This is a genomic window from Streptomyces violaceoruber, assembly GCF_033406955.1.
In the GTDB taxonomy this organism is placed as follows: Bacteria; Actinomycetota; Actinomycetes; order Streptomycetales; family Streptomycetaceae; genus Streptomyces; species Streptomyces violaceoruber.
In genome coordinates this window covers 7,277,300-7,298,971 of the sequence record NZ_CP137734.1, presented here as the reverse complement: position 1 = coordinate 7,298,971, position 21,672 = coordinate 7,277,300, and the positions used below count along the sequence as shown (strand labels likewise).

Sequence of the window (21,672 nt, the reverse complement as noted above, 5' to 3'; positions counted from 1 at the left end):
CCCGAGCGGTCACTTGGCGGCCCCGGCCCCGGCCTGCTTCGAGGCGCTCTGCTGGAGGCGGTTGAACTCGTCCACGTTGCGCCGGTGTTCGGCGTAGTCGGCGGTGAAGCGCGTGTCGCCCGGCTTGACCGTGACGAAGTACAGCCAGTCACCGGGGGTCGGGTTGATCGCGGCGGTCATCGCCTCGTCGCCCGGATTGGCGATGGGGGTGGGCGGCAGCCCCATGCGCTGGTACGAGTTGTAAGGACTGTCGATCTTCGTGTCCTTGGTGCTGGTCTTCAAGGTGCTGCGGCCCAGGGCGTAGTTGATGGTGGAGTCCATCTGCAGCGGCATGCCGCGTTCCAGCCGGTTGAAGATCACCCGGGCCACCTTGCCCATGTCCTCCTTGGCCGCGGCCTCCGCCTGCACGATGCTGGCGATGGTGACCGCCTGATAGACGTTCAGCGCGTTGCGCTGGGCGCCCGCGGCGACCGGCGCGCCGGTGAACTTCTTGTTCGCCGTGTCGACCATGGCCGTCAGCAGCTTCTCCGGGGTCGGGTTCTCGCCGAGCGGGTAGGTCGCCGGGAAGAGGTAGCCCTCGGGGTTGCCCTCGGCGTCGTTGGGCAGCTTGAGGTTGGCCTTGGCCAGGGACTTCTTGGTGGTGCCCGCGGGCAGCGCGAGGGCTTTGTCGACGGCTCCGTAGACCTGGGTCGCGCGCCAGCCCTCCGGAATCAGCAGGGACGTGGGACGGGACTCGCCCTCGTCGTCCGTCGTCAGCAGCGGCACCGCCACGGCGGTACCCGCCACCAGGGCGCCGGCCGCGATCAGGGCGATACGGCCCCGACGCGTCAGCCGGAGCGCTCTTCTGGGGCTTCTCGGACTTCCAGGGCCTCTGAGGCCTGTGGGGCTCCTGAGGCTCCTTCTGGGGCCTCTGGTGCTCCTGGCGCTTCTCGCGCTCCGTGACGGAGTGTTCATCTGCATGCGGGCACGGTAACCCCCACATGCACACAAACCCGGCATATCTTCATCTTGTCGGCTCCAGTCGGGCGTCCCGGCGGACCAGCGCGGCATACCTCCCGTCCTGCGCCAGCAGTGCCTCGTGCGTGCCCTGTTCGGCCAGGCGTCCGGAGTCGAGGACCACGATCCGGTCGGCGTCACGGACGGTGGACAGGCGGTGGGCGATGGTGATCGTGGTGCGGTTGGCGGACAGGGCGTCGATGGCACCCTGCACGGCGGCCTCGGTACGGGTGTCCAGAGCGCTGGTCGCCTCGTCCAGGACGAGGACGGGCGGGTCGCGCAGGATGGTGCGGGCGATGGCCAGGCGCTGCTTCTCACCGCCGGAGAAGCGGTGGCCGCGCTCCCCGACCACGGTGTCGTAGCCGTCGGGCAGGGCGGCGATGTGGTCGTGGATCTGGGCCGCCCTCGCCGCCGCCTCCAGCTCGGCGTCCGTGGCGTCCGGCTTGGCGAAGCGCAGGTTCTCGGCGACGGAGGCGTGGAAGAGGTACGTCTCCTGCGAGACGACGCCGACCGCGCGGGCGAGGGTGTCGAAGTCGAGGTCGCGCACGTCGACCCCGTCGAGGGTGACCCGGCCGTCCGTCACGTCGTACAGCCGCGGCACCAGGTGGCCGAGCGTGGACTTGCCGGCGCCGGTGGGACCCACGACGGCGAGGCTGCTGCCGGCCGGAACGGTCACGTCGATGCCGTCGAGGACCGGGCCGCCCTTGCCGCCGTAGCCGAACCCGACGCCCTCGAAGCGGACCTCGCCCTTGATGTGGTCGAGGTGGACGGCGTCCTTTCGCTCGGTGATGTCGATCGGCAGGTCGAGGTACTCGAAGATGCGCTGGAAGAGCGCGAGCGAGCTCTGGATCTGCACTCCGGTCGACAGCAGGCTCACGGTCGGGCGGAACAGCCCCTGCTGGAGCGAGACGAAGGCGACGATCGTGCCGAGGGAGACGTCGGGGCCGCCGAGTTGCAGGGCGATGCCCGCGGTCCAGTAGATGACGGCCGGCATGGCGGCCATGACGATCGTGATGACGGCCATCCGCCAGCGGCCCGCCATGTTCGACCTCACCTCCAGGTCGACCAGGCTCTCGGACTCGTCCGCGAAGGCGCGGGTGAGCGAGTCGGACCGGCCCATGGTGCGGCCGAGCAGGATGCCGCTGACGGAGAGCGACTCGGTGACCGTGGCGGCCATCGCGGCCATCTGCTTCTGGCGCCGGGTGGTGATCTTCCGGCGTTCCCTGCCGACGCGACGGCTGATCCACACGAACACCGGAAGCAGGAGCAGCGAGACGACGGTGAGGCGCCAGTCGAGGACGACCATGGCGACGATGGTGGCGACCACGCTGGTCAGGTTGGACACCAGTGAGGTCGCCGTGGAGGTGACGGTGGCCTGCATGCCGCCGATGTCGTTGGCGATGCGGGACTGGACCTCGCCGGTGCGGGTGCGGGTGAAGAAGGCGAGGGACATCTGCTGGAGCCGGCCGTAGACGGCGGTGCGCAGGTCGTGCATGACCCGCTGGCCCACGGTCGTGGAGATCAGGGTCTGCAGCACGCCGAAGACGCTGGTGAGGACGGCACCGAAGATCATACCGAGGGCGAGCAGGCTCAGCAGGCCCGTGCGCCCCTCGGGGATGGCGACGTCGAGGATCTCCTTGAGCAGGAAGGGCGTGGCGACCGACACCAGGGACGCGGCACCGACCAGCAGGCCGACGACCGCGAGGCGGCCGCGGTAGGGGCGGAACAGCTTCAGGATGCGGCGCACCTGCCGGGGCTGTTCCACGGCGTCGGCGGGTGCGGTCCAGGCGGATTCGCGATCGGGGTGCATGGGCTCCTTCGGAGGCGGCGAGGAAGGCCGGCGGAATCCTCGGACGGCAGGCCTGCCGGGCCTGCGGCGGACTTCGCCGACCTTACGGGTCACAGGTCATTGTTACCTATACTCACAATGAACATCATCCTGTTATTGTTCCCGTATGACCGCCCCCGATTCCGACGGCCTGCTCGCCGAGCAGCTGCTGCGGCTCACCCGCAGGGTGCACCGCATCCAGAAGCGCCATCTCGAGCACCGCGACCTCGGCATCACCCCGGCCCAGTCCCGGCTCCTGCGCACGCTGGCGCACTGGGGCTCACCTCCCCGGATGGCCGACCTGGCCGAGCGGCTGGAAGTCGTGCCCCGGGCGGTGACGACCCTGGTCGACGGGCTGGAGGCGGCCGGGAAGGTGCGCCGTGTCCCGGACCCCGCCAACCGCCGGGTCATCCGGATCGAGCTGACCGACGACGGGCGCGCCGCCCTGCGGGAACTGCGCGGTGCGCGCCGCTCCGCCGCCGAGGAGATCCTTGCCCCGCTGACGGACGAGCAGCGCGCGGTGCTGGGCAGACTGCTGGACACCCTGATCGACGGGCCCGACACGGGCGAGGGCCGCCGGACGGGGTGACCCCGGACCCGCCGCGGGCCCTCATGCCTTGAGGTGCGCCCTGTCTCCCATCACGACCACCGGGTGCTGATCCGGGTCCAGCGTGCGCAGCAGGTACTCCATCGCCGGCTTGGGCAGGCTGACGCAGGCCGAGGTACCGCTGCCGTGGTCCATGTGCAGCCAGATCGAGCCGCCCTTGGACGTACCTTCGGGGCGGGTCGGGTCGTTCGGCGGGGTGCCCTTGACGCGGTTGTAGTCGATGGCGATGACGTAGTCGAAGTCGTGCCAGTACGGCTTCGCCCACCACCGCGGTGCCGCGATGCTCGCGGACCTGGTGTACGGCAGCCCTGTGCCGGGGGCCGGCTCCGGGTCCGGGAGCACGCCGCCCGCGTCGCTGAGCGTGAACACGCCAACGGGGCTGCGCTTGTCGTTCTCGTGGTGGTCGGTCGTCCACCCCTTCGTGCCGTTGTGCCCCGCCCAGCTCCGGTCGCGGTGCCAGGCGGAGCCCTGCTTCGTGTAGAGCACGACCGTGGAATCGGCGGAATCGCTGCCGTCCCCGTACACCGCGACGACCTGGCGCGAGTCGCCCGGGATGCGCGTCTGGAGCCGGTCGCCGACGCCGGGGATCCTCGTCGGGTCCGCCGAGGCGCTGCTCCGGCCCGCCTCGCCGGGGGATTCGCCCGCCCGGGAGTCCCCGCCGTCCCCCGACGGGCCGCCGCAGGCGGACAGCACCGTCCCCGCCAGCAGGGTTCCAAGGGCCGCCATCGCGACCGCCGTACGCCGTCCACCACCACGTGCCATCCGTCCATGGTCCCACTCCCCTCGGACATGCCGTCAGGGACGGCCGCGAACCAGCGCACGCGCCGCGGCGGGTGGTGTGGAGGCGGTGTGGCGGACCGCAGCCGGATTCGTGCCCCATCGCGGAAAACCGCTTGATTTTGGGCATGCCGCGACGCGAACCTTTCACGGTTTGCAGCCTCTTGATGCCGCATAGCAACGGCACCCCCTGACACGAGCCACTGGGACGTCATGCAGATCCAAGACCTTCCGTATCCCGACCCGGGTGTGCCGGACGCACGCTCGGGCCCCCGATTCCTGTGGTGGCTGTTCCGCAACCAGCTCGGTGGGCAACTCAAGTCGCTGGCCTGGGGCCTGCTGCACTTCGCCTCCGTCTCCGCCCTGCCCTTCTGCGTCGGTCTCGCCATCCAGGCGGTCGTCGACCGCTCCGGCAGCCGGCTCGCCCTCGCGGGCGGCGTCATGGTCCTGTGCTGTGTCGGCAACGCGCTCGGCGACACCTTCCTGCACCGCGCGGCCGTCACCAACTGGATCACCGCCGCCGCCCGCGTCCAGCAACTGCTGGCCCGCAAAACGGCGCTGCTGGGCTCGGCACTGACCCGGCGCGTCGCGGCCGGAGAGGTCGTGGCCGTGTCCACCGGCGACGTCGAGAAGATCGGCTGGTTCGTGGAGGCCGTCTCCCGCTTCACCGCGGCCGCGCTCACCATCGTGCTGGTCTGCGTGGCGCTGGTCGTCTACCAGCCGGCGCTCGGCGTCGTCGTGCTCGTGGGCCTGCCGGTGCTGGCCCTCGCGGTACTGCCCCTGCTGCCCCGCGCCACCCGGCGGGCCGACGTCCAGCGCGACAAGGCCGGCCGCGCCACCGAACTCGCCTCGGACACCGTCGCCGGACTGCGCGTGCTGCGCGGCATCGGCGGCGAGGAACTCTTCCTCGACCGCTACCGCGACGCCTCCCAGGAGGTGCGCCACGCTGCCGTGCGCAGCGCCCGCATGTGGTCCCTGATCTCCGCCATCCAGGTGCTGCTGCCCGGGCTGCTGCTGATCGCCGTGGTCTGGCACGGCGTCCACCTGGCCCGCGAGGGTCGTATCGACGTCGGCGAACTCGTCACCGTCTACAGCTCCGTCATGATCCTCACCTACCCGCTGCGGCACTTCGAGGAGATCGCCATGGCGTACTCCTTCTCCCGGCCCTCGGCCAAACGGGCGGCACGGGTGCTGTCCCTGGAGCGCACCACGGACACCGAGGGTTCGCGCGCCGCCGAGATCCCCACCGGCGACCTGTACGACCCCGCCACCGGTCTCCTGGCTCCGGCGGGCCGGTTCACCGCCGTGGTGTGCGGTGACCCGGACGCGGCCGGGCGGCTCGCGGAGCGGCTCGGCGGGCACCCGTCGGAGGAGGGCACATCGGCCCTGCTGGGCGGGGTACCGCTGGACGAGCTTCCCCTGAAGTCCGCGCGCACCGCCGTCCTGGTGCAGGACAAGGACCCGGTACTGCTCTCCGGAACGCTCCGGGAACTGCTGGACGTGCCCGCGTCCGGTGCCGTCGGCGCCGAGGACGCGCTGTCCGCAGCCCAGTGCGGTGACGTACTGACGGCGCTCGCGCAGGGCTCGGTCGGTGCCGACGACGCGATGGACGCCCGCATCACCGAGCGCGGCCGTTCGTTGTCGGGCGGCCAGCGCCAGCGTCTGGCACTGGCCCGGTCGCTGATCACGGACCCGGAGGCGCTGGTCCTGGACGAACCGACCTCGGCGGTCGACTCGCACACCGAGGCGCGGATCGCGGAAGGCGTACGGGCACTGCGCGCGGGGCGCACCACGGTGGTGTTCACCTCCTCGCCGCTGCTGCTGGACCGTGCGGACCGGATCGTGTTCCTGCACGACGGCGAGGTCGCGGCGGTCGGCGCGCACCGGGAGCTGCTGCACACCGAGCCCCGGTACCGGGCGGTGGTGACCCGCGAGACCGACGAGGAGACCGTGGCGCACCCGGACGCCGTACCGGCCGGCGGGAAACCGGCGAAGCCCCTGGCCGACGACGGCCGCGCCGAGGGCCGGGACGGCTCTCTGAGCGACGACGACGTACTGCACCGACTGGAAGAGATCGAGGAGACGGCATGATCGGCGTCGCCCCACCGTCCTACGACCCGGCCGCTCCCACGACGGCGAACACCCTGCCCGTCGGCGCGCGCCCGACCGTGCGCGCGTACGTGGGAGAACTGCTGCGCCGGCACCGCCGGGCCTTCCTCTTCCTCGTCACCGTCAACACCGTCGCCGTGATCGCCTCGATGGCGGGCCCCTACCTGCTGGGCGGGCTCGTGGAGCGGGTCTCGGACGACGCGCGCGAGCTGCGACTCGGCCTCACGGCCACGCTCTTCGTGCTCGCCCTCGTCGTGCAGGCCGTGTTCGTGCGCGAGGTGCGGCTGCGGGGGGCCGTGCTCGGCGAGCGGATGCTGGCCGATCTGCGCGAGGACTTCCTCGTGCGGTCGGTCGGCCTGCCGCCCGGCGTGCTGGAGCGGGCCGGCACGGGCGACCTGCTCTCCCGGATCACCACGGACATCGACCGGCTCGCCAACGCCATGCGCGAGGCCGTGCCCCAGCTCGCGATCGGCGCCGTGTGGGTCGTGCTGCTGCTCGGTGGCCTGGTGGTGACCGCACCGCCGCTGGCGCCCGCGGTACTGATCGCGGTGCCGCTGCTGGTGATCGGCTGCCGCTGGTACTTCCGCAGGGCGCCCGCCGCCTACCGCTCGGAGGCCGCCGGGTACGCCGCGGTGGCCGCCGCGCTCGCCGAGACGGTGGACGCCGGGCGCACCGTGGAGTCCCACCGCCTCGACGCCCGTCGCATCGAGCTGTCCGAGCGCCGGATCAGGGAGTGGACGGCCTGGGAGCGCTACACGCTGTGGCTGCGGTCGGTGCTCTTCCCCGTCATCAACGTCACCCACGTGACCGTGCTCGCCTCCGTCCTGCTCATCGGCGGTGTCTTCGTCCTCCAGGGCTGGATCGGGGTCGGTCAGCTGACCACGGCCGCCCTGATCGCGCAGATGCTCGTCGACCCGGTCGGCATCATCCTGCGCTGGTACGACGAGCTGCAGGTGGCCCAGGTGTCCCTGGCCCGGCTGGTGGGCGTGCGGGACATCGAGCCGGACGCCGGCGACGCCACGCTCGCCCCCGACGGACGGCGCGTGCACGCCGACCGCGTGCACTTCGGCTACCTCGAGGGCGTGGACGTCCTGCGCAAGGTGTCGCTGGAGGTCGCCCCGGGCACCAGGCTCGCCCTGGTCGGCCCCTCGGGCGCCGGCAAATCCACCCTGGGCAGGCTGCTCGCGGGCATCTACGGTCCACGGGAGGGCCGGATCACCCTGGGCGGGGCGGAACTCTCCCGGATGTCCGCGGAACGGGTCCGCTCGCACGTCGCCCTGGTCAACCAGGAGCACCACGTCTTCGTGGGTTCCCTGCGCGACAACCTCCGGCTCGCCAGGACCGGTGCCACCGACGCCGAGCTGTGGGCGGCGCTGGGTGCGGTCGACGCGGACGACTGGTCCCGTGGGCTGGACGAGGGCCTGGACACCGAGGTCGGCTCGGGCGGCTTCGCGCTGACCCCGGCGCAGGCCCAGCAGATCGCGCTGGCCCGCCTGGTACTGGCCGACCCGCACACCCTGGTGCTGGACGAGGCGACGTCCCTGCTCGACCCGCGGGCCGCACGCCATCTCGAACGGTCCCTGGCCCGGGTCCTGGACGGTCGCACGGTGATCGCGATCGCCCACCGCCTGCACACCGCCCACGACGCGGACGTCATCGCCGTGGTCGAGAACGGCCGGATCAGCGAGCTGGGCAGCCACGACGAACTCGTCGCGGCGGACGGTGCCTACGCGGCGCTGTGGCGGTCCTGGCACGGGTAGCCGCGTCACGCTCTTCGAGAGGGGAGGGGGGAGCCGGGCCCGGCGCGTACCCCGACGGCGTCCGTGCCGTTGCGCGGTCCCGAACGGGAGTGGAAGGCTGGGAGAAGGCACCGGCTCGAGGCAGGCCCGGGAACCGCGCGGTTCTCCGACGGGTGAGGCCTGTGCCCCGTGCAGCGGCGACCCGCCGCGGTCCACGGTGAGAAGGGGCCGGTCCCCACCCCCTGGAGGTATCCGTGAACAGCGTCGACGGATGGGGAGATGACGTCTACCAGCCCGACGGATCCGAGCAGCGGGAGGACACCGGCCTGCTCGACGGTGAGGACACTCTCGAGGAGGACGGTGTCGACGATCCCCTCGACCGGGGCTGGTCCCCGCCCGAGCGCCCCTGGGCGGTGGAACACACCGGCGTGACGGCCGCCGAACGCCGCCGCGGCGAAACGCTGGACCAGCGGCTCGCCGAGGAGCGGCCGGACGAGCTCGCGCCCGAGGGCGACGGGCTGGGCGATTCCGACGGCACCGACGGGGAACTGCTGGACAACGAGGTGGGCGCGGACCGCTCCGGCCGGCTCGTGGCACCCGACGAAGGGGTGCACGAGGACGAGGAGCCGGCGCTGGTCGCCATGGACGTGGGCATCGACGGCGCGGCCGCCTCCGCCGAAGAGGCCGCGATGCACGTGGTCGACGAGGACTCCCTGCCCGGCTGACGCCACTCGCGACGGCAGGCACCTGCCGTCGCCCCGATGAACCGTGCCGTACGAGGAGCAGCCATGCAGCAGGACAAGCATCCCGACTACCGGCCCGTCGTCTTCCGTGACCGCGGCGCCGGTTACGCCTTCCTCACCCGGTCCACCGCGACCAGCGACCAGACCATCGTGTGGGACGACGGCGAGACCTACCCGGTGGTGGAGGTGGAGATCTCCTCGGAGAGCCACCCCTTCTACACGGGCAAGGCGCGAACGGTGGACTCGGAGGGGCGCGTCGCCCGCTTCGAGCGGCGTTACGGCGCGGGCGAGGGACAGGACACCGGGGAAGCCGGCTGACCCGACCGGCGGCGGGTCGCTCAGATGAAGTTGAGTGCCGCCGCGCCGCCCACTCCCCCGAGCAGCATGAACACCGGCATCAGCACCTTGAGCTCCACCCAGCTGCCCGCCCGGAACCGCATCGCCTTCGGTGGGCCGATGGGATACCACCGCTTGCGGCCCACCGGTATGGGCCACAGTATCGGGCAGCCGGAGACGGTCAGCGCGTCCCCGATGTCGTGCACCAGCGCGCCGAGCACGATCGGCAGCCCCAGCCACAGGTATTCCTGGCCCGGCGCGGTGAACAGCCAGTCCGCGCCACCGTCGGGCTTGTCCAGGATCCCGGCAAGGATCCAGGCGCTGGTCCCGGCCAGCAGCCAGACCAGCACGTCGCTGCTGGAGCCGCGGGTGGCCCGCCAGAGCAGGCCCTCGATGGCCAGCACCATGTGCACGAAGAGGATCGCCAGAACCGCCCACCGGCCACCCGTGATGGCCAGGACCGAGGTGCCCCCGCCGATCAGGACCGCCCACAGCCAGGTGTGCGTCAGCGTGCGGTGCCCGCCGGTGCGGCGCGGGTCGCCGCGCTTCTTCGTGGCCTTGTAGACGGCGTAGGACAGCTTGTCCACGATCTCGCACAGCCCCCGTGAGACCGGTCCGAAGGCCCGGGAGATGGTGGCCGCCTTGTGGTCGAGGTCGGGGGCGAGCGCCGCTCCGGCACAGATCAGGGCTCCGGCGAGCAGCACCGGCCAGGGCATCGGGTGCCCCGCGGCGGCGGTCGCCGCCCCGACGCCGAGCCACGCCGCGGCGCCCGAGAGTGAGTGTGCTGGTCCCATCATCGCCGTTGCCCGCCCCATTCCTCGTGTGCCGCTGTGCAGTTGTCCGCGTCCGCGGTAGCCGCGTCGGCGACCCAGCGTAGCGTTCGTGATCTTCATGCGGACAGCCGATTCCCCCATCACGACCCGGGACAGGCAAGATGGTGGCGTGACCCTCATCGATCAGCTGCCGCGGACCGCCGACCCCGATGCCCTGTACGAAGCCTTCGAGGCGTGGGCGCAGGAGCGCGGTCTCACGCTCTACCCCCATCAGGAGGAGGCGCTGATCGAGGTGGTCTCCGGCGCGAACGTGATCGTGTCGACTCCCACCGGTTCCGGTAAGAGCATGATCGCGGCGGGCGCGCACTTCGCCGCCCTGGCCCGGGACGAGGTCACCTTCTACACGGCTCCGATCAAGGCGCTGGTGTCGGAGAAGTTCTTCGAGCTGTGCAAGATCTTCGGCACCGAGAACGTGGGCATGCTGACCGGCGACGCCTCGGTGAACTCCGACGCGCCGGTCATCTGCTGCACCGCCGAGGTCCTGGCGTCCATCGCGCTGCGTGACGGCAAGCACGCGGACATCGGCCAGGTCGTCATGGACGAGTTCCACTTCTACGCGGAGCCGGACCGCGGCTGGGCCTGGCAGATCCCCCTGCTGGAACTGCCGCAGGCCCAGTTCGTCCTGATGTCGGCGACGCTCGGCGACGTCTCCTTCTTCGAGAAGGACCTGGCACGCCGCACCGGCCGTCCCACCACGGTGGTCCGCTCGGCCACCCGTCCGGTGCCGTTGTCCTACGAATTCCGCTACACCCCGCTCACCGAGACCCTCACCGACCTGCTGGCGGCCCGGCAGGCCCCCGTGTACATCGTGCATTTCACCCAGGCGCAGGCCGTGGAGCGGGCACAGGCGCTGATGAGCATCAACATGTGCACGCGTGAGGAGAAGGAACGGATCGCCGAGCTGATCGGCAACTTCCGCTTCACCACGAAGTTCGGCCGCAACCTCTCCCGGTACGTGCGGCACGGCATCGGGGTCCACCATGCCGGCATGCTGCCGAAGTACCGGCGGCTGGTGGAGAAGCTGGCGCAGGCGGGCCTGCTGAAGGTCATCTGCGGGACGGACACGCTCGGCGTGGGCGTCAACGTGCCCATTCGGACCGTGTTGTTCACCGCGCTGACCAAGTACGACGGCACCCGGGTCCGCACGCTGCGGGCCAGGGAGTTCCACCAGATCGCCGGCCGGGCCGGGCGTGCCGGGTTCGACACGGAGGGCTTCGTCGTCGCCCAGGCCCCCGAGCACGTCGTCGAGAACGAGAAGGCGCTCGCCAAGGCCGGTGACGACCCGAAGAAGCGGCGGAAGGTCGTCCGGAAGAAGGCTCCCGAGGGGTTCGTCGCCTGGTCGGAAAGCACGTTCGACAAGCTCATCGGCTCGCAGCCGGAGCCGCTGACGTCCCGCTTCCGGGTCACCCACACCATGCTGCTGTCGGTGATCGCCCGTCCGGGCGACGCCTTCTCCGCGATGCGGCACCTGCTGGAGGACAACCACGAGCCGCGCAGGCAGCAGCTGAGGCACATCCGGCGGGCGATCGCCATCTACCGCTCGCTGCTGGACGGCGGCATCGTGGAGAAGCTCGACCAGCCGGACGCGGAGGGTCGCATCGTGCGTCTCACGGTCGACCTGCAGCAGGACTTCGCGCTGAACCAGCCGCTGTCGACGTTCGCCCTGGCCGCCTTCGAGCTGCTGGACCCGGAGTCGCCCTCGTACGCGCTGGACATGGTGTCGGTCGTGGAGTCCACGCTGGACGACCCGCGGCAGATCCTCGCCGCCCAGCAGAACAAGGCCCGCGGTGAGGCCGTGGCCGCGATGAAGGCGGACGGGGTCGAGTACGAGGAGCGCATGGAGCGCCTCCAGGACATCACGTACCCGAAGCCCTTGGAGGAACTGCTCTTCCACGCCTACGACACGTACCGCAGGAGCCACCCCTGGGTCGGTGACCACCCGCTGTCCCCGAAGTCGGTCATCCGCGACATGTACGAACGGGCACTGACCTTCACGGAGCTGGTCTCCCACTACGAACTGGCCCGCACCGAGGGCATCGTGCTGCGCTACCTGGCGAGCGCCTACAAGGCCCTCGACCACACCGTGCCGGACGACCTCAAGTCCGAGGACCTGCAGGACCTGATCGAGTGGCTCGGCGAGATGGTGCGCCAGGTCGACTCCAGTCTCCTCGACGAGTGGGAACAGCTCGCCAACCCGGCGGAGATGACCGCCGAGGAGGCTCAGGAGAAGGCCGATCAGGTACGGCCGGTCACGGCCAACGCGCGCGCCTTCCGTGTGCTGGTCCGCAACGCCATGTTCCGCCGGGTCGAGCTCGCCGCCCTGGACCAGGTCGGTGAGCTGGGCGAGATGGATGCCGACGCCGGCTGGGACGCCGACGCGTGGGGCGAGGCCATGGACAAGTACTGGGACGAGTACGACGACCTGGGCACCGGCCCCAACGCCCGCGGCCCGAAGCTGCTCGTCATCGAGGAGGAGCCGCAGAACGCGCTGTGGCGCGTGCGGCAGATCTTCGACGACCCGAACGACGACCACGACTGGGGCATCAGTGCGGAGGTCGACCTCACCGCCTCCGACGCGGAGGGCCGTGCGGTCGTCCGTGTCACTGATGTCGGCCAGCTGTGAGCACAGGAGAAGCCCACTCATGACGAATCCGGCCGAAAGCCTCGTCGCCCTGCTCGACCTGGAGCAGATCGAGGTCAACATCTTCCGTGGCCGCAGCCCCGAGGAGTCGTTGCAGCGGGTCTTCGGAGGCCAGGTGGCCGGCCAGGCCCTGGTCGCCGCGGGCCGCACCACCGACGGTGACCGCCCGGTGCACTCGCTGCACGCGTACTTCCTGCGTCCGGGGCGCCCGGGAGTGCCCATCGTGTACCAGGTCGAACGGGACCGGGACGGAAGGTCGTTCACCACCCGCAGGGTCACCGCCGTGCAGCAGGGCCGCACGATCTTCACGCTCACCGCCTCCTTTCACAAGCCCGAGCCGGGCAGTTTCGAACACCAGTTGCCACCGGCCCGCAAGGTCCCCGATCCGGAGTCGCTGCCGACGGTGGCCGACGAGGTGCGGGAGCACCTCGGCGCACTGCCGGAGCAGCTGGAGCGGATGGCTCGCCGTCAGCCCTTCGACATCCGCTACGTCGACCGCCTTCGCTGGAGCGCCGAGGACGTCGAGGGAGCCGAGCCCCGCAGCGCCGTGTGGATGCGCGCCGTCGGGCCGCTGGGCGACGACCCGCTCGTGCACACCTGCGCCCTGACCTACGCCAGCGACATGACGCTCCTGGACGCCGTGCGCATCCCCGTGGAGCCGCTGTGGGGGCCCCGGGGGTTCGACATGGCGTCGCTGGACCACGCCATGTGGTTCCACCGGCCGTTCCGGGCCGACGAGTGGTTTCTGTACGACCAGGAGTCCCCGATCGCGACCGGCGGGCGTGGCCTGGCCCGTGGGCGGATCTACGACAGGGAAGGACGGATGCTGGTGTCCGTCGTCCAGGAAGGGCTTTTCCGGGCCCTGTAGGTCAGGACTCTCTGCGCCGCAGCCGTCCGAACAGCCCACTCAGCCGTCCGGGTTGCCGCGCCGCGCGCGGTGCGGCGTTCTCCCCCTCGGGCGGAACCGGTTCCGCCGTCTCGCGCGGCAGGGGTTCTGGACCGGGCGGGTGCGGCACACCATGTGCGGCCGGGCGGGGCGCCGGGCGATGGCGGCGGGCCGTGGCCACCGCGGCCGCCAGGTCCGAGCGGAGCCAGTCGACCTCGTCCGGGTCGCCGGCCGTGACGATCTCCTCGGCGAGCTGTGCGGCAGGGGAGCCCGGCGAGCCGTGCACGGCGCGTGCGGGGCGGAACCGGCGCAGATGGGATCGCTCGTAGGGGTCCGTGACGACGTCCGAGATCTCGGCGGCGTCGAGCAGCGACGCCACCGCCGCGGCCCGGGCCCACGGGTCGTCCGCCTGCCGGAGCAGGAAGCCCAGATGCCGTCCCCGCCAGTTACGGGGACGCAGGTCCAGTCCCTCCCCGAGCTGCTCCCGCAGGCCTTCGGGTGTGCGGCCCTTCAGCAGTGCGGTGTTGCGCTCGTCCGTCCTGAACTGCTGCAGCTCCGCCGCCAGATACAGCCAGACGACGGCGCGGTACCGGTTGACGTAGAACTTCACGGGCACCAGCAGTCCCAGCCGAGCGAGACGGGTGAACCGGGCCGTGGTCACGTCCATCAGAGCCGCACCCTCCGTGGTCCCGACGGCTCGGACGGCGGCCCGAAGCGCCTCGGGGAAACCGTCCGCCGCCCGGACACGGTCGATCTCGTCGCGGGGGACGCGCCGCCCGCCTCCTGCGTCGTCGCCTACCGTGCGGACCCTGCCGAGGTGCACGGCGAGGTCGAACTCGCTGCGCCTCAGGCCCAGCTCTCGCGCCGCGCGGTGGTGGGTGACCGAGGCGCCCCGGGTGGTCCCGGTCCGCTCGCCGGCCGCTGCGACGTCGTGCGTGATGGTGTTGCCGGACATGGTTCGTCTCCCCCGTGGAGTGTGTGGCCGGCGCCGTCCGCGCCCACCGACACGAAAACCGTAGCCGCGACCGCGGCATCCGTGGCGAGCCTGTGGATAACTCTGCGACCGACTGCCAGGGACACCGAAAGCGCAGGTCAGGGCTCGGTGGGCGATATTCGTCCCGGCTGCCGCGCATCGACGTCGAGGTGCTCACCCACCCGGTTCACGAGCAGCGTCATCTCGTAGGCGATCTGCCCGATGTCGGCCTCCGCCCCACTGAGCACGCACAGGCAACTGCCCGAACCCGCCGCGGTGACGAACAGGACGGCGTCGTCGAACTCGACCATCGTCTGCTGTACCTGGCCGGCGCCGAAGTGACGGCCCGAGCCCTTGGCCAGGCTGTGCAGTCCGGACGACACGGCGGCGAGGTGCTCGGCGTCCTCGCGTCGCAGGCCCGTACTCGCCCCGGTCACCAATCCGTCGTTGGACAGGACCAACGCGTGCCGCACGTGTTCGACGCGTGCGGTCAGGTCGTCCAGCAGCCAGCCCAGTCCCTGGTTCTGCACCATGATCCGATCTCCCCGTGTCTCCCCGTACACCTTGCCTCCCCCTGGCCGGGGGATCCGTCCGCCAGCCTTCACCACGCCCGTGCTCCGGGCAAGGAGGATGGGGGCATGGCACAGAAGATGACCGATGAGGAATGGCGGGCGTTCGTCTCGGACGGCACCCGCACCGGAAAACTCTCGACCGTCCGGGCCGACGGCAGCCCGCACATCGCGCCCATCTGGTTCCTGCTGGACGGGGACGATCTGGTGTTCAACACCGGCAAGGACACCGTGAAGGGGCGCAATCTGCTCCGTGACGGCCGCATCGCCCTGTGCGTGGACGACGACCGGCCGCCCTTCCACTTCGTGGTGCTGCAGGGACGTGCGCGCATCTCGGAGGACCTCGGCGAACTGCGGCACTGGGCCGGGCGCATCGGCGCCCGGTACATGGGTGAGGAGCGCGCCGAGGAGTTCGGGGCACGCAACGGTGTCCCGGGGGAACTGCTGGTCCGGGTGACCGTGGACAAGGTCCTGGCCCAGAAGTCGGTCGCTGACTGAGAGCCCCCTTCCCCGGGGGCCGGTCCGGTCAGCGGACGGAGTCGAGGAGCCGGGCGGTGTGCATCCGCCCGGCGTACTCGACGAGCCGGATCAGCACTTCCTTCCCCGAGTCGCGGTCCCGGGCGTCACACAGCACTACCGGTGTCCCCGGATCGAGGTCGAGGGCGCGCAGGACGCTGTACTCGTCGTGGCGGCGTGCTCCCGTGAAGCAGTTCACGGCCACCACGAACGGGATGTGCCGGTGTTCGAAGTAGTCCACCGCCGGGAAGCAGTCCGCCAGGCGCCGGGTGTCCGCGAGGACTACGGCGCCGAGCGCCCCCTGCGCCAGTTCGTCCCAGAGGAACCAGAACCGGTCCTGACCGGGTGTACCGAAGAGGTAGAGGGAGAGTCCGGACCGGATGGTGATGCGTCCGAAGTCCATGGCGACGGTCGTGGTGACCTTCCGGTCGATGCCGTCGGTGTCGTCCACCAGCCGTCCGGCCTCGCTGAGCAGTTCCTCGGTGCGCAGTGGTCTGATCTCGCTGACCGCGCCCACCAGGGTGGTCTTGCCCACGCCGAAACCTCCGGCGACCAGGATCTTCAACGCCAGCGCGGTCGTGTCGCCGTCCGTGTCGTCGGAGCGTTCGGAGCGTTCGGAGCGTTCGGAGAGCATGGATCACTTCTCTCGGTGCGGGTGGTCGTGCACGTGCGTGCCGGTCGCGGTCGTTCGTCCGGCCTTCTCTACAGAGCGCGCAGTCCGTCGATCACTTCGCGCAGTATCCGTTCGTCCGGCAACTGCGCCGGTGGCACCGGACGGCTGACGGTCACGCACCCCAGTTCCGCCAGGTCGCCGAGGAGCACTCTGACGACGCCCACGGGCAGGTCGGCGTCGGCGGCGAGTTCGGCCACCGACTGGGTCTCCGTGCGGCACAGGTCGATCAGCGTGCGGTGTTCCGGTCCGAGCACGGTGTCGTCGGCGTCCGGGGCGCCGACTGCGCGCGTGACGAGGGCGATCAGGTCGAACCGCGCTCCCGCGGGGCCCGGCCGGGTGCGGCCGCCGGTCATCGCGTAGGGGCGGACGAGGGGCCCGGCCTCGTTGTCGTACCACTGGCTGCCCGGCCCTTCCCGGTCGCCGCCCGTGATGTCGTCGGTCATCCTCGGGGCCCTTCCGGGTCATGTGCCGAAGGGTGGTCGCGCGGCTGCACGTGGCGCGGTGTGGAGATGCTCGCCGACGCGTCGCACCAGCCGTGCCATCTCATAGGCCACGAGACCGATGTCCGCGGTCACGGTGGTGAGGACGGCGAGGCAGGAACCGTCTCCGGCCGCGGCCACGAACAGGTAGCCGTCGTCCATCTCGACCATCGTCCGGTGCACTCCCCCGGCGCCGAAGTGCCGGCCCGCCCCCTTGGCCAGGCTGTGGAAGCCGGAGGCGACGGCGGCGAGGTGTTCGCCGTCCTCGCGGGCGAGTCCGTGCGAGGCGCCCACGGCGAGACCGTCGTTCGACAGCACCACGACGTGCCGCACCTCGTGTACGCGTCCGACGAGGTCGTCCAGGAGCCAGTCGAGTTCGCGGGCCCGCCGGGCGGTCCCGGTGCCGGGATTCTGGATCATGCGGGGTCTCCTTCGGTGCTGTCGCCGCTCTGCGGTGTTGGCGGTGCGGAGTGGCCGGGGCGACGGCCACCGCCGCGCGACCAGCCGTCGCGGTAGGCGGTCATGCGGTCCCGTACGGCCGCGGGGGTGCGCTGCTCGTCGTCGTGCACCGGGTCGGGTCGGGCCGGCTCAGGGCTGCCGTCGCGCAGTTGGGGGGCGAGGCTCGCCTGCCGTACCCGGCGGGGAAGGTCGTCGGGCTCCCCCGCCGGCTGCTGCGGGCGGGGGACGTCGCTCTGCGCGGGGGCTTCGGCGGGATCGGGAAGGTCAAAGGACCGGTGCAGTCGCAGCGCGGGCGCTCCGGCAGACCGGCCCGATGTGGTGGTGCGCGTCGCCGCCGGTACGGCGGATGTCAGCGCCGGCCGGGCGGTCGGCGCTGACACGGTTTCCTGCTGCCCGGCGCCGGGCACGCGCGCGTGCGGGTGCTCCTCGGATCGGGCCGCCTCGTGGGCGGCCCGGGCAGGAGACGGGGCCGTTTCGCTGTGCAGGAGTGCCGTGGGCAGGAGGACGACCGCGGTGGTGCCCCCGTAGGGGGAGGTCTTGAGGTGCACCTTGGTGTCCTGCCGGGCGGCGAGCCGGCTGACGACGAACAGACCGAGCCGGTCGCTGTCGAACAGGTCGAGCGTCTCCGACCGCGCGATGCGGTGGTTGGCCTCGGCGAGGGCATCCCTGCCCATGCCGAGGCCCCGGTCCTCGACCTCGAGCGCGTAGCCGTTGCCGACCGGTTCACCGGTGACCCGTACGCGTGTGTGGGGCGGTGAGAACTGGGCCGCGTTCTCGATGATCTCGGCCAGGAGATGGGTGACATCGGCGACGGCCGCGCCCTGGACGGACGCTTCGGGGAGCTGCCGTACCTCCACGCGCGCGTAGTCCTCGACTTCGGAGACGGCGGCACGGACGACGTCGGTCAGGGAGACCGGCATGCGCCAGGCCCGTCCGGGTGCCGCACCGGAGAGGATGATCAGGCTTTCGGCGTGGCGCCGCATGCGGGTGGTGAGGTGGTCGAGCCGGAAGAGGTCGCTGAGTTCGTTCGGGTCGTCGGAACGGCGTTCCATGGTGTCCAGGAGGCTCAGCTGGCGGTGGACGAGGATCTGGCTGCGGCGGGCGAGGTTGACGAAGACCCCGGCGATGCCGCCGGCGAGTTCGGCACGTTCCACCGCGGCGCGCAGGGCGGCCCGGTGCACGGTGCCCAGGGCCTCGGCGACCTGACCGGCCTCGTCGTCGGCGGGAGGCCGCGGCGGTGCCTCGTGCCGGATGTCGATCTCGTCGCCCGCGCGCAGCCTGCGCATCGCCTCGGGGAGCTTGCGCCGGGCTATCTCCAGGGCGCTGTTGCGCAGGCTCACCAGCTCGACCACCAGACCGCGGCCGATGCGGACGGAGACGACGAGCGACGCGGCGACGGCGAGGAGTCCGAACAGGACCGCGGCCCCGGCCGGAGTGAGCACCCCGCGGGTGAACGGGTCGGCGCGGTCGGCGACCGAACGTCCGGCGTCCCGCTCGATGGCCCGCATGCCGTCGCGCACGCGCGCGTGGGCCACGTCCCAGGCCGCCCGGGATGTGGTGGCCTCGGCCGGCCGTTGCGGCGATCCGCTGTCGAGCAGTCGGTCCTCCGTCGCGCCCACGGTCAGGTAGGCGCCGCTGCCGGCCAGCTCCCGCCAGGATGCGCGCTCGGAGCCGCCCAGATCGACGACGGCGGACTCGGTCAGCGTCCGGCGTGTGGCAACGGCGCCGGTGAACAGGCGCAGCCGCTCACCGGCGAGTCCGTCGGCCGGGCGGACACCCCCCAGCAGGGCGTCCTCCTGGGCCAGTGCCTCGCCCGCGCGGGCGAACTCGACCAGCACGCGCGCGTCGGATCCCGGATCGGCGTCCTGGACCCCGCTCAGCGCGCCCCCCACGTGAAAGGCGGCAGAGACGGCCGCCGTGTAGCGGCGATAGGTCTCCTCCCAGTCCGCCCGGTGGTCCAGGACGGCGGTACGCAGCGACCCCAGCCGTTCGGCGCCGGTGACGAACGCCTCGAGCCGCCGGGCCACTGCGGAAGGCAGTTCCTCACTGTCCGCCACGGTGTGACGATCGCCGAGCCGCAGCTGTCCCACCGCGCGGTCGGTGCGCGCGATCAGTTCCCGGAAGTCGGCACCCGGCACCGACGACGGGTCGGTGGCGTGGCGCACGGCCGCGAGCCGCTCGGCCTGCAGGGCGGCGACGGCGGTACTGACGGGGGCCCGGACCCGGGCGTCCACACGCTGGACCTGCCGCAGCCGGGAGATGTCCTGGGCGGTGGTGACGGTCGCGTACGCCCACAGGGCCAGCAGGGAGACGACGGGCACCATCAGGAGGCAGATGATCCGGGCGCGCACGGTGCGGGGCTGCATGCGCCCGCGCCACGCGTGCGTGGCGGGTGAGTCGGGTGCCTCGCCCGCGGGCTCCGCCGGGCCCTCGTCGGCGGGTGGTCCGGCGTGCGCACGACGGCCGCGCGCGGACGGCCGGGCCGAGGTCTCGGCGCCTGCTTCGGACGTGGGGTGGGCGGGGGTGGTTCGGGGTGGACGCATGGCCTCCTCGCTCGGGGCGGTGTGCGGTGCGTGGTCGCCGGGGCCTGACGCCCGGTCCGCGGTTATGGAGCGGTGCTCCCGGCGGGTTGCTGCCGGGCCGAGGCGGACGCCTCGCGTTCCCGGGCCGGCGGCGACAGCGCGACGAAGGCGGACGTCAAGAAGAGGTAGGACCCGAGGCCGACGGCGAGGGGGAAGATGAACTGCATCGCCGTGGCCCCGGGCAGCGCCTCGCCGGAGGGCGTGACGCGCACGCTCACGGCGAACATGCCGGTGTAGTGCATGCTGCTCACCGCCGCCCCCATGATCAACGAGGCGGCGGCGACGGCGAGGGGCGAACGGGTGTTGAGCGCCGCCCACAGGGCGGCTGTGGCGGCGGCGACGGCGATGAGCACCGAGAGTCCGACGCGTACCGGGTCGTAGTTCACCTCGCCGTGCAGGCGCATGGCCGCCATGCCGAGATAGTGCATGCTCGCGACACCGATCCCGGTGGTGAGTCCGCCGAGCAGGAGCGCCGGCGCCCGGTTGCGGCCGTGGCCGACGGCGAAGACGCCAGCGCAGACCACGAGCACCGCGACGAGCAGACTCACGAGGGTGAGCGGTACGTCGTACCGGATGTCCGTGCCGCTGACCCGGAAGCCGAGCATGGCGACGAAGTGCATCGTCCAGATGCCCGTACCGATCGCCGAGGCCGCGGTCAGGAGCCAGTTGCGGCGCGAGCGCCCGGTGGCGGCCAGGGCGCGCACGGTGCAGCGCAGCCCGAGGGCCGAGCCGGTGCAGGCCATCGCGTACGACAGCACGGGGGTCAGCCAGCCGAGAGCGGCGTGGTCCAGGTGTCCCATGGCCCCGGGACGCTAGTCCCGAACGGGGCGCACAACGGGGGCGCATTTCGAAAGGTGTTGCTATCTGACACAGAGGGGAGGGGGAACGATCGCGTCACGCTCGAACATGTGCGCCGTGGCTCTCTCTGTGCTCCGCGTGCTTCGCGGGCTCTTGGGGGATCATGCGAAGCATGAGCGACGACCACACGCACGTCCAGGAATTCTTCGGCTCCCGGGCCGCCGACTGGGACCGCCGGTTCCCGGACGACGGCCCGGCCTACACCGCCGCGGTCGCCGGTCTGGGGCTGCGCGAGGGTGATCGGGTGCTCGATGCCGGATGCGGCACCGGTCGCGCCCTGCCCCCGTTGCGTGCGGCCGTGGGGCCGTCGGGACTGGTTGTCGGCGCCGATCTGACGCCTGCCATGCTCGAGGCCGCCGTACGGGCCGGGAGGGACCGTGACGGACGCCTGCTGCTGACCGACGTGGCCGCGTTGCCCCTGCGCTCCCGGACGCTCGACGCGGTCTTCGCGGCGGGTCTCGTCGCGCACCTGCCTGATCCGGCCGGAAACCTGCGGGAGCTGGCCCGCGTAGTGCGCCCCGGCGGTGTGCTGGCGCTGTTCCACCCGATCGGCCGGGCGGCGCTCGCGGCACGGCAGGGGCGGCGGCTCACGCCGGACGACCTTCGTGCCGAGGCCAACCTCCGGCCGCTGCTGGCCGGTTCCGGATGGGCGATGACGGCGTACGTCGACGAGGACGATCGATTCCTGGCCGTGGCGACCCGCACGGGCTGAGTCGGTCCCGCGCGGCGACCGCCGCCGTGAACGCGTCGGGCGGTCGAGCACGACGTTGTGCCCAGCGCCCGGCACGGTCGTCCGGCGCACGCCCGCCGCTTCCGGGGGGCCCGCCCGGCGGTGCGCCGCCGCGTTCGCCCTGAAGACAGGCACGCTCCACCGCGAGCTCCCCGAGGAGGGTGCGCACGACCGCGTCCGATCCGCGGCGGAGCCCTGCGGTGGAACGCTGCAGGGCGCGGGCATCCGTCAGCCGCATCGTCGCCGCCCATGGAGCCGACGTCCGCCGACCCGCGCGGGCGTGGCCGCCCGTGGGCGGGGACGAGCCTCTTCTACGACGGCGAGCGACTACCTGGGCG

Annotated in this window: 20 protein-coding genes; 9 read left to right on the top strand and 11 right to left on the bottom strand. The window is 71.9% G+C overall.

The annotated features are described in order from the left end of the window. Nucleotides 1–9: 9 nt before the first annotated feature. Together mltG and R2E43_RS32755 are read right to left on the bottom strand one after the other, a co-directional pair. Nucleotides 10–771, bottom strand: coding sequence for an endolytic transglycosylase MltG (mltG, locus tag R2E43_RS32760; protein ID WP_016325654.1), 762 nt, complete (start codon nucleotides 769–771; stop codon nucleotides 10–12). A 232-nt stretch (nucleotides 772–1,003) separates the two neighbouring features. Next, entirely contained in the window at nucleotides 1,004–2,806 is a 1,803-nt protein-coding gene (locus tag R2E43_RS32755; RefSeq protein ID WP_003977687.1) for an ABC transporter ATP-binding protein, read from the bottom strand. A 145-nt stretch (nucleotides 2,807–2,951) separates the two neighbouring features. Here R2E43_RS32755 and R2E43_RS32750 point away from each other — a divergent pair, with 145 nt between their 5' ends. Then, the gene (locus tag R2E43_RS32750) at nucleotides 2,952–3,413 is read left to right on the top strand and encodes a MarR family winged helix-turn-helix transcriptional regulator (protein WP_030864858.1); all 462 of its coding nucleotides are present in this window, start codon (nucleotides 2,952–2,954) and stop codon (nucleotides 3,411–3,413) included. Nucleotides 3,414–3,434: 21 nt separating this feature from the next. Here R2E43_RS32750 and R2E43_RS32745 read toward each other — a convergent pair whose 3' ends face one another. Next, entirely contained in the window at nucleotides 3,435–4,193 is a 759-nt protein-coding gene (locus R2E43_RS32745) for a hypothetical protein (RefSeq protein ID WP_003977685.1), read from the bottom strand. 228 nt (nucleotides 4,194–4,421) lie between these two features. Here R2E43_RS32745 and R2E43_RS32740 point away from each other — a divergent pair, with 228 nt between their 5' ends. The 4 genes from R2E43_RS32740 (at nucleotide 4,422) to R2E43_RS32725 (ending at nucleotide 9,117) form a co-directional block, all read left to right on the top strand. Beyond that, nucleotides 4,422–6,299 carry an ABC transporter transmembrane domain-containing protein gene (locus R2E43_RS32740; protein ID WP_003977684.1) on the top strand — a complete coding sequence of 626 codons (1,878 nt, stop codon included), beginning with the start codon at nucleotides 4,422–4,424 and terminating at the stop codon, nucleotides 6,297–6,299. Beyond that, nucleotides 6,296–8,077: an ABC transporter ATP-binding protein gene (locus tag R2E43_RS32735; RefSeq protein WP_003977683.1), complete on the top strand. Its 1,782-nt coding sequence runs from the start codon at nucleotides 6,296–6,298 to the stop codon at nucleotides 8,075–8,077. Before R2E43_RS32740 ends, R2E43_RS32735 begins: the two co-directional genes overlap by 4 nt. A 233-nt stretch (nucleotides 8,078–8,310) precedes the next feature. Continuing rightward, entirely contained in the window at nucleotides 8,311–8,781 is a 471-nt protein-coding gene (locus R2E43_RS32730) for a DUF5709 domain-containing protein (protein WP_003977682.1), read from the top strand. A gap of 63 nt (nucleotides 8,782–8,844) precedes the next feature. Next, nucleotides 8,845–9,117: a type B 50S ribosomal protein L31 gene (locus R2E43_RS32725; RefSeq protein WP_011027612.1), complete on the top strand. Its 273-nt coding sequence runs from the start codon at nucleotides 8,845–8,847 to the stop codon at nucleotides 9,115–9,117. A 20-nt stretch (nucleotides 9,118–9,137) separates the two neighbouring features. On the opposite strand, the gene R2E43_RS32720 is transcribed toward R2E43_RS32725, so the two are convergent. Next, nucleotides 9,138–9,932, bottom strand: coding sequence for a metal-dependent hydrolase (locus R2E43_RS32720; RefSeq protein ID WP_003977680.1), 795 nt, complete (start codon nucleotides 9,930–9,932; stop codon nucleotides 9,138–9,140). Between the two features lie 145 nt (nucleotides 9,933–10,077). Here R2E43_RS32720 and R2E43_RS32715 point away from each other — a divergent pair, with 145 nt between their 5' ends. Next, nucleotides 10,078–12,591 carry a DEAD/DEAH box helicase gene (locus R2E43_RS32715; protein WP_016325657.1) on the top strand — a complete coding sequence of 838 codons (2,514 nt, stop codon included), beginning with the start codon at nucleotides 10,078–10,080 and terminating at the stop codon, nucleotides 12,589–12,591. 19 nt (nucleotides 12,592–12,610) lie between these two features. Next, nucleotides 12,611–13,477 (top strand): acyl-CoA thioesterase, encoded by an 867-nt coding sequence (locus R2E43_RS32710; protein WP_003977678.1) that lies wholly within the window; start codon nucleotides 12,611–12,613, stop codon nucleotides 13,475–13,477. A 1-nt stretch (nucleotide 13,478) separates the two neighbouring features. Here R2E43_RS32710 and R2E43_RS32705 read toward each other — a convergent pair whose 3' ends face one another. Together R2E43_RS32705 and R2E43_RS32700 are read right to left on the bottom strand one after the other, a co-directional pair. Next, nucleotides 13,479–14,450, bottom strand: coding sequence for a DUF6397 family protein (locus R2E43_RS32705; protein WP_030864867.1), 972 nt, complete (start codon nucleotides 14,448–14,450; stop codon nucleotides 13,479–13,481). 137 nt (nucleotides 14,451–14,587) lie between these two features. Then, a complete protein-coding gene (locus R2E43_RS32700; protein WP_003977676.1) occupies nucleotides 14,588–15,001 on the bottom strand; it encodes a roadblock/LC7 domain-containing protein in 414 nt (137 codons plus the stop codon). A gap of 105 nt (nucleotides 15,002–15,106) precedes the next feature. Between R2E43_RS32700 and R2E43_RS32695 the strand changes: the two genes are divergently transcribed. Beyond that, on the top strand, nucleotides 15,107–15,535 hold the full coding sequence (locus R2E43_RS32695; RefSeq protein WP_011027616.1) for a PPOX class F420-dependent oxidoreductase: 429 nt from the start codon (nucleotides 15,107–15,109) through the stop codon (nucleotides 15,533–15,535). Nucleotides 15,536–15,563: 28 nt separating this feature from the next. Here R2E43_RS32695 and R2E43_RS32690 read toward each other — a convergent pair whose 3' ends face one another. The 5 genes from R2E43_RS32690 to R2E43_RS32670 all read right to left on the bottom strand — a co-directional run bounded on the left by R2E43_RS32690 (nucleotide 15,564) and on the right by R2E43_RS32670 (nucleotide 20,546). Continuing rightward, nucleotides 15,564–16,187 (bottom strand): GTP-binding protein, encoded by a 624-nt coding sequence (locus R2E43_RS32690; protein ID WP_332056807.1) that lies wholly within the window; start codon nucleotides 16,185–16,187, stop codon nucleotides 15,564–15,566. A 68-nt stretch (nucleotides 16,188–16,255) separates the two neighbouring features. Further along, a complete protein-coding gene (locus R2E43_RS32685) occupies nucleotides 16,256–16,669 on the bottom strand; it encodes a DUF742 domain-containing protein (protein ID WP_003977673.1) in 414 nt (137 codons plus the stop codon). An 18-nt stretch (nucleotides 16,670–16,687) separates the two neighbouring features. After that, the gene (locus R2E43_RS32680) at nucleotides 16,688–17,125 is read right to left on the bottom strand and encodes a roadblock/LC7 domain-containing protein (protein ID WP_030864873.1); all 438 of its coding nucleotides are present in this window, start codon (nucleotides 17,123–17,125) and stop codon (nucleotides 16,688–16,690) included. Next, nucleotides 17,122–19,707: a sensor histidine kinase gene (locus tag R2E43_RS32675; RefSeq protein WP_332056806.1), complete on the bottom strand. Its 2,586-nt coding sequence runs from the start codon at nucleotides 19,705–19,707 to the stop codon at nucleotides 17,122–17,124. Before R2E43_RS32675 ends, R2E43_RS32680 begins: the two co-directional genes overlap by 4 nt. A 62-nt stretch (nucleotides 19,708–19,769) precedes the next feature. Beyond that, on the bottom strand, nucleotides 19,770–20,546 hold the full coding sequence (locus tag R2E43_RS32670; protein WP_332056805.1) for an MHYT domain-containing protein: 777 nt from the start codon (nucleotides 20,544–20,546) through the stop codon (nucleotides 19,770–19,772). Between the two features lie 170 nt (nucleotides 20,547–20,716). Between R2E43_RS32670 and R2E43_RS32665 the strand changes: the two genes are divergently transcribed. Continuing rightward, a complete protein-coding gene (locus R2E43_RS32665; protein ID WP_332056804.1) occupies nucleotides 20,717–21,316 on the top strand; it encodes a class I SAM-dependent methyltransferase in 600 nt (199 codons plus the stop codon). Nucleotides 21,317–21,672: the final 356 nt, after the last annotated feature.